Source organism: Paraburkholderia pallida (assembly GCF_004524855.1).
GTDB classification, from domain to species: Bacteria; Pseudomonadota; Gammaproteobacteria; order Burkholderiales; family Burkholderiaceae; genus Paraburkholderia; species Paraburkholderia oxyphila.
In genome coordinates this window covers 74,416-86,985 of the sequence record NZ_CP038150.1, presented here as the reverse complement: position 1 = coordinate 86,985, position 12,570 = coordinate 74,416, and the positions used below count along the sequence as shown (strand labels likewise).

Below are 12,570 nucleotides of genomic sequence, written 5' to 3'. Positions count from 1 at the left end.
CGGATTCCTATGTATTTTAATGCAACCTACCAATACCCATGATCCCGCGTACACGCATGTATCCCACTGGTTTGGGTTATACCCCACGGCGCGCGCAGCGCCGCCGGTTGGATGAGCCCTTAGTCACTCCGCTATACGCCGCGTGATGACAGACGCCCCGGAGCCACTCCGATTGACAGGGCAGTGGTGAACTGCGTCACACTGGCGGTTTGAGCGGCTTTCTTTTGCCTACTTTTCTTTGCCGCGGCAAAGAAAGTAGGTGGCCTGCGGCCCGCCGCGAATACAAGTTAAGGCCAACGCGCCGAGAACCACGCAAATTCAATACACCGGCAGTTCCGGATTACGTCTATCCAGAATCCCCTGCGTCCGATACTGCAACGCTTGATCGATCATCTCCGGCTGCGGTAGGAGCCAATACCGCCCCTCACGAATCCCTTCGAACACGCGTTCAGCGAACTGATCCGGCGTGAGCCCATTCGCACCAAGCATCTTGCGCATCGTGTCAACAAACCCGCGCACCTCAGCGCGCTCATACGCGCCACCAAACGGATCATCAAAGATCGAGCTCTGCACCGGCCCCGGCGCCAGCAGCGAGACACCGATCGGCGCGCCGATCATCTTCAACTCGCCATGCAGCGATTCAGTCAGCGCCACCACTGCAAACTTCGTCGCCGAGTAAGGCGCCATCAGCGGGCTCGGCAAGAACCCGCCAATCGATGCGGTATTCACAATGCGTGCAGACACGTTGCGTTCGAGCATGCGCGGCACGAAACTACGCATGCCGTTGAGCACGCCATGCACATTGACCGCAAAGCTGCGCTCGAAGCGTTCAGCCGAGATTTCCCAACTGAAGCCCGTTGCCATGATGCCGGCATTATTGAACAGCAAATCGACACCGCCGAAGCGCTGCCACGCAGCTTGCGCCAGCGCCTCGACCGCCTCCGGCCGGCTGACGTCGGTCGGCACGCACAGCACTTCGGTATCGAGCGTCGCGGCGAACGCGTCGAGCCGCGCCGCATCGAGATCGGCAAGCACGAGGCGCATGCCGAGCCCGGCCGCGTGCCGCGCAAGACCGCTGCCGATGCCGCTGGCCGCGCCAGTGATGACGGCCGTCCCGCCGTCGAAGCGAATCGATGTCGTCATGTTCAGACTCCCAAAGCGTTGATGTGGGGATGCGCGTAGGCCGGCACCGTGGGCGGCGGCAGCACGGTGCGCCCATCGAGCGAGCGCACCTGCAACGCGTTCGCGAGCGGGAAATGCAGGCTGTGCGCGATGACGCCAGTGCGCTCGCGCGCCGGCAGCAGGCACAACGCGAGCGCCGTTTCGGCCAGATAGGCGACGTCTTCGGTCGGGTAGCCCTCCGGAATATAGCGGGCCGCGCCAGGCGTGCGGATCGCGGTGCTCGGCGCCACCAGATTGACGGCAATGCCATCGGCCTCGAGTTCGGCCGCGAGCCCTTGCGTGAAGCGCGAGAGCGCTGCCTTCACCGCCGCGTACACGGTGGCGCCCCCGGCGCGCGCGAAATCGTCGAAGGGGCGCAGCGGCGGCAGCGCCGTCACCGAGCCGACATTCACGATCCAGCCCGCGCCGCGTGAGCGCATCAGCGGGATTGCCGCCTGCGCGAGTGCGAACGGGATGCGCAGATAGTGGTCGAAGGTGCGCTCGAACATCTCCATGGGCATATTCTCGACGCTCTCGTAGTCGGCGACGCCCGCGTTGTTGATCAGGATGTCCAGCCCGCCAGCGGCCTGCGCCGCGCGCTCGACGAGCGCATCGCGACCGACGGCATCGGTCAGATCGGCGGCAAGCGCAATCGCGCGGCCACCGGCGCTTTCGATCAGCGCGACCGTCTCCGCTAGCGTGCCGGCCACGTCCCCCGAGTGCCCGAGGCTGCGCGCCGTCACCACCACGGTTGCGCCTTCGGCGGCGAGCCGCTGCGCGATCGCGCGGCCGATGCCGCGGCTCGCGCCGGTCACGAGCGCACACTTGCCCGCAAGTTTTTGCGTTCCGATGTCATTCATCAGCTTTCCTTAGTGATTATCGGTCGATTTCGCTCGCTGTCAGCCGGCCAGATCGGCCACGTCGAGGACGAGTTTCGCTTTGGCTTGGCCGAACTGAACGAGGTCCAGCGCCCGCGGTGCCTGTTCGAGCGGCAGGGTTTCGACGCGCGGTGTTTGCAGGCCGGCCTGCTCGACGAGCGCGGCGATACGGCCGAGCTGCTCGCCGCTCGGCATGCGGCTGAAGGTCATCGCGGTACGCAGACCGCGCTTGCCGGCCTCGGCGGCAAGCGCCGGCAGCCGTTCGGCATCTTCGGCGGTAAGCGTCATGATGTTGACGAGCACCCCGCCCGTTGCCAGCATATCCAGCGCGGTGGGCAAAGTGCCTGCGCCAACCGCGTCGAGCACGACATCGACGCCATGCGGCGCCCACGCCTTCACGGCGGCCCCGATATCCTCGGACTGGTAGTCGATAGCGAGGTCGCTGCCGAGCGCCTGGACATAAGACCGGTTGTGTGCCGCGCAAGTGGCGGCGACTTCGGCGCCCGCCTGCTTGGCGAACTGGATCGCAAACGTGCCGACGGCGCCAGCACCGCCATGAATCAGGATCTTTTGCCCGGCGCTCAGGCCGCCGTCGTCGAAGACGCCAGCCCAGGCGGCCAGCGCCGGCGTCGGCGTCGCGGCGGCTTGTGCGAAGCTCATGTTCTCAGGAATGCGAACGACTGAGTCATGCCGCACCGTCACAAACTCGGCAAACGAGCCCCACTTCCCGGCGCCCACGTCGGTTTGCGCGAAGACGCGCGTGCCGGGCGGCGGCCCGTCTACGCCCTCCCCCAGCGCGACGACGACACCGGCCGCGTCGAAGCCGATCACGAACGGGAACGTGTATTCGATGAACGCGCCAAGATAGCCCTCACGGCACTTCCAGTCGGCGGGATTGACGCCGGCGCACGCGATGCGGATCAGCACCTCGCCGGGGCCGGGTTCGGGTATGGGCAGGTCCGCCACGGTCATCAAATCCGAAGGACCGGTGCGGTCAATCTGAATAGCTCGCACAGGGATGTCTCCTTTATTTATTCGATTCGCCATATTCGGCGCACTACGAGATGAACTGCGAGGCGTACTACGAAGCGGGGACCGTCAGCAGACTCGACTCAAGCGGACAGAATGCGTGCGAGATCGCTTCTACGGTCCATTGGGGATGTTCAGCGTCGAACCATCGGTCGACCCAGCCCCAGTGGAACGGATGCATCAGGTATTCGCCGAGCAGGTCGTCGGCCCGCGTGAACTCTTGCTGCCAGACGTGCGTCCACGTGCCGGGCGTGGCGACGCGGCTCAACCGCCAGTTGCGGATGCCGGCCATGAACGCGGGCATTTGCAGCAACTCGCGCTCGAGCGCGGCGACATGACTGTCACTGGCCCCGGCGCGAACCCGAAGCATCAGCGTGCGCCAGATGCCGTCGCGCAAACCTGAATCGCGCAGGCCGCCCCCAATGCTTAGGCATCCGACATGATCGATGCGGGCGACGCCGGCAATCGCGGCGAGATCGGCGAATACGTCATCGCATGCCGGAGCGTCGTCGTCAAGCATGAGATCGAGCGTGTAGTCGCCCGCGCCCCAACTGCCTTCGAGATTGCGCGCGAAGCCGATACGGCCGTGTTCGGCCAGTCCGGCGACGCGCGCCGCTACAGCGCGTTCGATCGCGTTCGTGTCGGCGCCCGCGTCGATGAATACCTGGGCCGTCTCATGCCGCATGATGTGCCTCCAGCGGAGCGGGCAACGGCGACTGCGCGTCGACCATCACATGGCGCTGCCGGCTTTCGCAAATGGCATCGACGTTCATCCAGAAGCCGACGACCGCGGCATCGGTCATCGCACGCACGCGGTAATAGGCCGGTGCGTCGGCGACCTGCCACAACAGGCGCAGGACGTTGGGCTGGCCGGGCACGGCGACGGGCGGCGACACCCATTGTCCGGCGAGGCTCAATCCACGTGACGCGTGGCCGGGCAGATAGTGTTGCTGCAGCGCTGCGAGCACCTCCGGGACGCGCTCGGTGGCGAGCGTGATTTCATCGAGAATATGGATCATGATTCGTTATGAGGAAGTGCCGGGTTTTGACTGCCCTGCTGCGCCGCCGTGCGGGCGGCGCGGTGCGGGAGGTGGGTATGATTCTAGGGTGCAGTTTGAGGCTAAACCCCTACCGGCCCGATCAGCCATCCCTACCGCGGCGGTCAAAACGCGACGCGCATGAAAGCCCGTTCGGAGGCGCACGATCGTGCGAAGACACCGGAATAAGCGGTGATAGAGGGCGTATTCATCCCGTCACGCGCTACGCGCATGACGGCGGGTCAACAAGGGAAACGAGGCATGCGCCTGGACAGGCGAATACGTGTGGGGACTACGAATACACGTGCATCCGGGGTGATGCCGTACGGCGCTGCGCGCGCCGTCGGCGATAACCCAAACCGACCGGGTGCAAGCGTGTATGCGGAAATCAAACGAATGTGCGAGAAGACGGATGCCCCGGAGCCGCTCCGATATACGGGGCAGTGGTGAACTGCGTCACACTGGCGGTTTGAGCGGCTTTCTTTTGCCTACTTGTATATTCCCTTCTGTGACGTCGACCTGATCAGTTGCCGTCACAGGGACAGTCAGCTCGTCTGCCTACCGTGCCTCGAGCACGCAGAAAAGCTTGAGCGACTGTCCTTTTCATCCTCCTAGCCCGAACAGTTGACTGAGCCCCGAGCTCGTATTTTTCTGCAAGTATGGGTACCGTGATGAACCACTCTCATTCCGTTTATATCGGCATCGACGTCAGCGGCACCGCGCTCGATGTTGCCATTCATGACACCACCGAACATTTTCGTGTCGACAATGAGCCCCGCGCCATTGAACAGCTGGTGCAACGCCTGATCGCGTTGAACCCCACGCTGATCGTCCTGGAAGCCACCGGCAAGCTTGAACTCGCCCTGCTCAGGGCCCTGTGCGAAGCCGGCCTGCCCGCTGTCGCGGTCAATCCCCGGCAGGTTCGCGACTTCGCCCGCGCAACCGGCACGCGCGCTAAAACCGATCGCATCGATGCCTTCGCCATCGCTCATTTCGCCGCGGTCCTCAAGCCCGACGTGCGCCCGCTCAACGATCTGCAGACGGAGCAGTTACAGGCCCTGCTGCTGCGCCGCGCCCAGCTCATCGAGATGCTTGTGGCCGAGAAAGCTCGTCTTGAACGCGCCCATGCTGCTGCGCGGGACAGTCTGAACGAGCACATCAAATGGCTCAAGCTGCAGATCAAGATCGCCGACAATGACATCGATTCATTCCTGCGCTCCTCGCCCGCGTGGCGCCAGAAGGAAGACCTGCTACGCTCTGTGCCCGGCATCGGTCCCGGCGCCGCCGCGACGCTGATCGCCTTCATGCCCCAGCTCGGGTCCCTGAACCGCCGCGAGATCGCTGCGCTCACCGGCGTCGCCCCCTTCAATAGCGACAGCGGCAAGCACATCGGCAAGCGCCGTATCCAGGGCGGGCGCGCTGTCGTGCGGCGCGCCCTCTATATGGCCTGCGTGCCCGCGCTGCGTTTTAACCCTACCATCCGGGCGTTCTATGACCGGCTACGCAAGGCTGGCAAACCGTTCAAGGTAGCTATCACGGCCTGCATCCGCAAGCTCGTCGTCACGCTTAATGCAATGGTTCGTAACGCCACGCACTGGAGTCCGCCGCTCAACTGAGTTTCATCACGCATTGCCCCGTTGGCGGGCAGTCCGGGCGCGATCATCAATCGTGCGGTATGCGCTCGCCTATGCATTGCTGATAGACGTGTCGGCAATCCAGCCTCTGCCAGCCAGCAACCGCTTGACTCCCAATACGGTTGCTTTTCTTTGCCGCGGCAAAGAAAAGTAGGTGCCGCCCCGCACAGGGGCAACGCTTGCGGCCCGCCGCGAATCCAAGTTAAGGCCAACGCGCCCATCAAAAGCGCGAACCCCAACCGCGCAATCAAATCTCCACCCGAGCCCCCAACTCAATAACCTGATTGGCCGGCAGCTTAAAAAACGCCGCAATATTCCCAACGTTATGGAGCATCACAGCAAACAACCGCCCGCGCCAGAACCCCATCCCCCGCCCGGGCGCGGCCACGACCATCGCTCGACTGAGGAACCATGAAGTCTCCTTAGGCTCGAACACAAGCCCGGCCATCTTGGCATCTTCAAGCGTGAGCGGCAGGTTCACTTCGTCCTTGAACCCGTAGGCGACCATCACCTGATAACAGCCTGGCTCCAGCAACACGACCTTCAGCCGCTCGCTCACGGGCACATGCGGCACGCTCTGCGTCGTGACCGTGAGAAACACAACACGCTCATGGAGCACGCGGTTATACCGCAGATTATTAATCAGCGCATGAGGCACAGACTCGGTATCGGGCGTGAGAAAAATCGCAGTTCCACCGACCCGCACGGGCGAACTTGCAAGCAGCGAAGCAAGATAAGGCTTAAGCGGCTTCTTCCCCGCACGAGCCCGCGCCTCTGCCATCATCATCTGCCAGCCACGCCCCCACGTGGCCATAATCGTGAAAACGATTACACCAATAGCCAGTGGGAACCACCCTCCTTCAACAATCTTCAGCAGATTAGCCGAGAAGAACAGCGCATCGATCACGAGAAAGAACGCGGTAGCCAGCACACAAAGCGCCCAGTTGTAATGCCACGCATAGCGCACCACGAAGAACGTGAGGCACGTAGTGATAAGCATCGTGCCGGTCACGGCAATGCCATAAGCGGACCCCAGCGCGGTAGACGACCCAAACCCAACCACAGCGGCGACCACAGTAATCAGCAAAATCCAGTTGATACCAGGCACATAAATCTGTCCAAACTCGCGCTCGGACGTATGGACGATACTCATACGCGGCAGAAACGACAGTTGCATGGCCTGCATCGCCATCGAGTACGTGCCGGATATCACGGCCTGCGAGGCAATGACTGTAGCGAGCGTGGCGAGCACGATCATCGGAAAGATCGCCCATTGCGGAAAGAGCCGATAAAACGGGTTCTGCACAGCACCGGGATTAGTCAACAGCAACGCGCCCTGCCCGAGATAATTGAGCGCGAGCGCCGGAAACACCACACCAAACCAGGTGAGCCGGATCGGCCGCTTACCGAAATGGCCCATATCGGCATAAAGCGCCTCGGCGCCAGTAAGCGAAAGCACGACTGCACCGAGCGCGACAAACGCAAGCCACCGGTGATGCAGACAAAACGCCAGCCCGCGCAGCGGATTGAGCGCCACCAGCACGACGGGCGCGGTGGCGATATTGGCGATACCGGCCACGCCGATCACGACGAACCAGAGCACCATCACCGGCCCGAACACGGTACCGATGCCGCCGGTGCCGCGCTTTTGCGCAATGAAGAGCACGATCAACGCGGCGAGCGTCACCGGAATCACGAAGGTCTTGAGCGACGGCGCAGCCACCTCCAGCCCCTCCACGGCGCTCAGCACCGAGATCGCCGGCGTAATCACGCTGTCACCGAAGAACAGCGATGCGCCCATCACACCCACCACGAGCAACGCATTGCGCAGCCGCGGCCGATGCGCGACCGACGAGGCGGCGAGCGCCAGCAGCGCCATGATCCCGCCCTCACCGTGATTGTTGGCCCGCAGGATCAACGCGACATATTTGAGCGAGACCACGACCATCAACGACCAGAAGATCAACGAGACAATGCCTACAATATTGAAAGCATTGAGCGCCAGTCCGTTGCCCGGATCGAACACGGTGGAGAGCGTGTAAAGCGGGCTCGTGCCGATGTCGCCATAGACGATGCCGAGCGCAGCAAGCGCGAGGCCGGCCAGCGCCTCTTGATGCGGCTCGGCGCCGTGCGTGGGACCGGCCGCGGGCGTGGCGGGTGAGGAGTCTCCCATGTCTGCCTCCTGGTTCGTTTCGGCTTGAAATGCCCCGCACATGACATTTCGTTTTGCTTGCAATGTACGTGCAAGCGGACATGCAAGCGGGGCGGCAATCTCAGGCGCTGCGAATTTGTTCTTGTTTTATAGGCTATCTGGCGCGATCGGGGATGAATAACGTCCGTTGAGCCAGCGCGCCTCTAGCGCATGCCCTCGCCCCCCTCCTCTCCCTCGCCGCCTTTCTCGTCCGACACTTCGATGCCATAGCGCTTGAGCTTGGCATACAGCAACTGCCGATTCACGTTCAGCCGTCGCGCGGCGTCGGTGCGATTGTTGTTGCTGTGCACGAGCGCGCGGCGAATCAGCATTTCCTCGAGACGCGCGAGCGCGGAAGGCAGGTCCTCGTCGGGCCAGTCGAGCAGCGGGTCCGCGCCCGAGCGCTCGCTCTGGAGAAACGCGAGATCGATCGCATGGATGTACTCGCCGCGCACCATCACGGCAACGCGCTCCATCGCGTTCTTCAGCTCGCGCACGTTGCCGGGCCAGCCATAGCGGATCAGGTGCGCCGCGGCGTCGGCCGAAAGCCGCTTGCGCGTGCCCGCGCGCGCGAGGAAATGCTCGGCGAGCGGCACGATGTCGGAGATGCGCGCCGAAAGCGGCGGCAGATGGATCGGCACGACGTGCAACCGGTAATAGAGGTCCTCGCGAAAGCTCCCCTCGCGCACGCCGCGCATCAGGTCGCGGTGCGTGGCGGCAATCACGCGCACCTGCACAGGCACGGGCCGGCCGCCCACCGGCGTGACCACGCGCTCTTGCAGCGCGCGCAGGATCTTGGCCTGCATCGCCATGCCCATGTCGCCGATTTCGTCGAGAAAGAGCGTGCCGTGCTCGGCCTGGCGGAACGCGCCTTCGCGCTCGGCGCTCGCGCCCGTGAACGCGCCGCGCGTATGGCCGAACAACTCGCTCTCGAGCAGGTCGGGCGGAATCGCCGCGCAGTTCACGGCCACGAACGGCCCGCGATTGCGTTGGCCGTGCTCGTGGATTGCGCGCGCGACCACTTCCTTGCCCGTGCCCGTTTCGCCGGTGATGAGCACGGTGGCGTCGCTGTCCGCGACTACGCCGATGGTCTTTTGCACCGTGCGCATCGCCTCGCTCGAGCCGATCAGCGTTTCGGGCTCCACGCTCGCGGCGCTCGGCTGCGGCTCGACGATGCTCGCCAGCATGCGCTCGAGCACCTGCGCGAGGTCGTTGCGGCCGATCGGCTTGGTGAGATGGTCGAAGGCGCCCAGCCGCATCGCCTCGATCGTGTTCGACGCCATCGCGTGCGCGGTCAGCACCGCCACGGTGGGCGCACCGGGACGCTCGCGCAGGCGGCGCAGCACTTCGAGCCCGTCGATGCCGGGCATGCGCAGGTCGAGGAACATCGCATTCACGCGCTCGCGCTCGCGCTCGACCAGTTCGAGCGCCACGGTGCCGTTCGCCGCGAGGCAGACGCTGTGGCCGAGGTCGCGCACGACTTCGGCGAGCGCGTCGCGCATGGTCTCGTCGTCGTCGACGATCAGGATGTGGGCCATGGCAGCACCATTTCAAAAGTCGTTCCGCGCTCGCTGTGAGTGAAGCGCGCGGCGCCGCCGTGCGCCTCCGCCACTTCGCGCACGATCGAGAGGCCGAGGCCCGTGCCGTCCGGCCGGCCGGTCACGAACGGCTCGAACAGGTGGTCGAGGATCGCGGCGGGCGGCCCCGTGCCCTCGTCGTGCACGGCGAGCACGGCCCCTTCGGGTTCGTTGCGCGCGGCCACTTCGATGCGGCTGCCGGGCGGCGCCGCGTGGATCGCGTTGAGGATCAGGTTGTCGAGCGCACGCTGCATCTGGTCGGGATCGAAGCGGGCTTCGCGCAGGTCGCCCGTGCGCGTCATCGTAACCTGCTTCGCGGACGCCTCGTCCGCGTTCTGCGCGAGGCACGCGTCGAGGAACGGCGCGAGCGCCACGCGCTCGCGCTTCGGCTCGTCGTGTTCGGTGATGCTGAGCAGGCGCCGCACGAGCGCGTCGAGGCGCTCGATCTGCCCGAGGATCACATGCAGCGCCTGGGGCTGGCGCTCGGGGCCCGCCGCCACGGCGCTCTCGGCCTTCAGCCGCATGGCCGCGATGGGATTGCGGATCTCGTGCGCGACGCCCGCAGCCACGCGGCCGATCGCGGCCATGCGCTCGGCCGTGGCCATCTGGCGCGCGAGCGTGTCGGCGCGCTGCCGCGCGGCCGCGAGCCTGCGCGCCGCCTCGTTCAGCGCGAGCACGATGCGGTCGAGCTCGCGCTCGCGCGTGGCCGGCAGCACCGGCAGCTCGGCCACGTCGTAGGCGTTGAGCGCGCTTTCGATCTGCGAGACGTGGCGCGACCAGGTGATGGTGAGATGCGTGAGCAGCGCCGCCGCCGCGAGCACCGTCACGAGCAGCACACCGAGGCCCGCCATCAGCTGATGGTAGCTGCGGCCCGCGAAGGTGAGCGTCCAGCTCATGGTCCACGCGGTGAGGTGCGGGATCGGCCCCGGCAGCGGGCACGCCGCCAGCAGCAGCGTTTGCGTCTGGCCGCTGTAGCGCATGCTGGTCGTGCGGTCGTTCGCGAGCGCCGCCGCGTTGAGCGCGCGAATCCGCGGCAGCTCGCCGGCGGGCGGATCGGTGCGCTGCACCGCGCCCACGTAGGTGGGATAAGCGTATGCGAGCGAGCCCGTCGCACCGCTCCAGACGCCCCCCTGCACGCCGGGCCGCGTGCGCAGCGCATTGGCCAGCAGCGCGCTCAGGCGCTCGCGCAATGCGGCGCCCTCGGGGCCGTCGAGCGCGACGTCGCGAATCTTCGCGTCCGGGTGCGCTGTGTTGGGCGCGCCGAAGACTCCGCTGCTGGCCCCGTAGTTGGCTCGATACGCCGCCGCGATCGCATCGCATGCGCGGCTATTCTCGGCCGCCGCCTGGCCTTGCTGCGCGGCCGCCGACTGATGGAACAGCCCCACCATCAGGATGCCGGTCGCCAGCGCCGCGCCAACGAGAAGAACGAGCAGCAGGATCAGCCGGCCGCGCAAGGATCGGAGCATGTCGGTCCAGTTTCCGGTTTTCAGTCGTGACGAGAGCAGGGGCATGATCCGATGCGAAAGCCGTGCCAGCGCGCGCCGCTTGCCGTGCCGCTGCGCTGTCGCGCGAACGCGCAGCGATGGCGGCCGAAAGTGTCGCGATTCATGACACCGCGTGTTGGGATTCACGACAGCCTCACGCGCGCCGTGTCCTTCATGGGCCCGCACAACCCAAGCCGCATCGTTCGACGCGCGGTGGCATGGCCCTTGCAGTAGCACTTCACAAATATTATCCCTCCCCAGCGTGGCCCGGATGGCTGCGGGTGATCCCGGGTGATTCCGCGTGAGGCCGACCCAGCCGCGGCAGCACGCGCAAGACGGGCCACACGTCAGGGGCCGAGGGAAGCTAACGGGTTCCCGAACGAGGCGTCATGAAAAGAAAGCCCCTCAACTGGGCGGCACTCGCTGTCGCGCTGCTGCTGATCGCCGTTGCGGCGTGGTTCTTCCTGATCCGGCGCCCCGCCGCGCCCCCGCCCGCCGCGCCGCGCGGCGTGCCGGTCTCGGCCGTTGCCGTGAAGCTCGCCGACGTGCCCGTCTATATCGACGCGCTCGGCACCGTCACGGCCATCCGCACGGTCACGCTCGTCACCCAGGTCAACGGCATTCTCGATTCGGTCGACTTCCGCGAAGGTCAGCACGTCGGGAAAGGCCAGGTCATCGCGCACATCGACTCGCGCCAGCTGGAAGCGCAATTGCAGCAGGCCCAGGGCACGCTCGTGCACGATCAGGCGACGCTCGCCAACGACCGCCTGAACCTGCAGCGCTATCAGACGCTCATCAAGACCGGCTCGGTCACGCAGCAGACGCTCGACACCCAGGCCGCCACCGTCAAGCAGGACGAAGGCACGGTCACGGCCGACACCGGCAACGTGAAAAGCCTCCAGGTGCAGGTCGACTACTGCACGATCACCTCGCCCGTGGATGGCGTGATTGGCCTGCGCCTCGTGGACCCGGGCAACTACGTCACGACGACGAGCACCACGGGCATGGCCGTCATCACGCAACTGGACCCGGCCACCGTGATCTTCGCGGTGCCGGAGGACTACCTCGGCCAGATTCACGAAGCGATGGCGCGCGGCCCCGTGAAGGTGCTGGCCTACGACCGCGACAAGCGCAAGCTGCTGGCCACCGGCGCGCTGTACGCGCTCGACAACCAGGTGGACACGACCACCGGCACGGTGAAGGTGCGCGCCCAGTTCGATCACGCGGGCGACGCGCTGTTTCCGAACCAGTTCGTGAACGCGCGCATGCAGGCCGACACGCTCGACCAGGTGCCGGTGATCCCGACCGTCGCGATCCAGCACGGCACCAACGGCGACTTCATCTTCGTGCTGGGCGCGGGCAACAAGGCCGTGCTCCGCAACGTGAAGGCGGGCCCGGTGAGCGGCGACGACACGGCCATTCTGGACGCCGGCGTGAAGCCCGGCGAGCGCGTGGTCACCGACGGCGCCGACAAGCTCGACAACGGCTCGCTCGTGCGCGTGGTGGCGTCGGCAACGGCGGCTTCAGCCGGCTCCGCCGCTTCGTCCGCTTCCTCTGGTTCGTCTGGCTCGTACTAACA

General features: G+C 65.5%; 10 protein-coding genes. 2 read left to right on the top strand and 8 right to left on the bottom strand.

Annotated features, from left to right (window positions below):
- Positions 1-318 precede the first annotated feature (318 nt).
- The 5 genes from E1956_RS27105 to E1956_RS27085 form a co-directional block, all read right to left on the bottom strand.
- Positions 319-1,143, bottom strand: a complete 825-nt coding sequence (locus E1956_RS27105) for an SDR family NAD(P)-dependent oxidoreductase (protein ID WP_134755038.1) — start codon at positions 1,141-1,143, stop codon at positions 319-321.
- Between the two features lie 2 nt (positions 1,144-1,145).
- On the bottom strand, positions 1,146-2,021 hold the full coding sequence (locus tag E1956_RS27100; RefSeq protein ID WP_134755036.1) for an SDR family NAD(P)-dependent oxidoreductase: 876 nt from the start codon (positions 2,019-2,021) through the stop codon (positions 1,146-1,148).
- Between the two features lie 39 nt (positions 2,022-2,060).
- The gene (locus E1956_RS27095; RefSeq protein WP_134755034.1) at positions 2,061-3,053 is read right to left on the bottom strand and encodes an NADP-dependent oxidoreductase; all 993 of its coding nucleotides are present in this window, start codon (positions 3,051-3,053) and stop codon (positions 2,061-2,063) included.
- Between the two features lie 67 nt (positions 3,054-3,120).
- Complete coding sequence (locus tag E1956_RS27090; RefSeq protein WP_134755032.1) at positions 3,121-3,753, bottom strand: Dabb family protein; 633 nt, start codon at positions 3,751-3,753, stop codon at positions 3,121-3,123.
- Positions 3,743-4,087, bottom strand: coding sequence for a hypothetical protein (locus tag E1956_RS27085; protein ID WP_134755030.1), 345 nt, complete (start codon positions 4,085-4,087; stop codon positions 3,743-3,745). The genes E1956_RS27090 and E1956_RS27085 overlap by 11 nt, the downstream gene beginning before the upstream one ends.
- A gap of 689 nt (positions 4,088-4,776) precedes the next feature.
- Between E1956_RS27085 and E1956_RS27080 the strand changes: the two genes are divergently transcribed.
- Positions 4,777-5,721, top strand: a complete 945-nt coding sequence (locus tag E1956_RS27080) for an IS110 family RNA-guided transposase (RefSeq protein WP_197732942.1) — start codon at positions 4,777-4,779, stop codon at positions 5,719-5,721.
- Positions 5,722-5,986: 265 nt separating this feature from the next.
- Here E1956_RS27080 and E1956_RS27075 read toward each other — a convergent pair whose 3' ends face one another.
- The 3 genes from E1956_RS27075 to E1956_RS27065 all read right to left on the bottom strand — a co-directional run bounded on the left by E1956_RS27075 (position 5,987) and on the right by E1956_RS27065 (position 10,973).
- Positions 5,987-7,912, bottom strand: coding sequence for a potassium transporter Kup (locus E1956_RS27075; protein WP_134755026.1), 1,926 nt, complete (start codon positions 7,910-7,912; stop codon positions 5,987-5,989).
- Positions 7,913-8,094: 182 nt separating this feature from the next.
- A complete protein-coding gene (locus E1956_RS27070) occupies positions 8,095-9,468 on the bottom strand; it encodes a sigma-54-dependent transcriptional regulator (protein ID WP_134755024.1) in 1,374 nt (457 codons plus the stop codon).
- Positions 9,453-10,973: a sensor histidine kinase gene (locus E1956_RS27065; protein WP_134755022.1), complete on the bottom strand. Its 1,521-nt coding sequence runs from the start codon at positions 10,971-10,973 to the stop codon at positions 9,453-9,455. The genes E1956_RS27070 and E1956_RS27065 overlap by 16 nt, the downstream gene beginning before the upstream one ends.
- A 407-nt stretch (positions 10,974-11,380) precedes the next feature.
- Here E1956_RS27065 and E1956_RS27060 point away from each other — a divergent pair, with 407 nt between their 5' ends.
- A complete protein-coding gene (locus E1956_RS27060) occupies positions 11,381-12,568 on the top strand; it encodes an efflux RND transporter periplasmic adaptor subunit (RefSeq protein ID WP_134755020.1) in 1,188 nt (395 codons plus the stop codon).
- Positions 12,569-12,570: the final 2 nt, after the last annotated feature.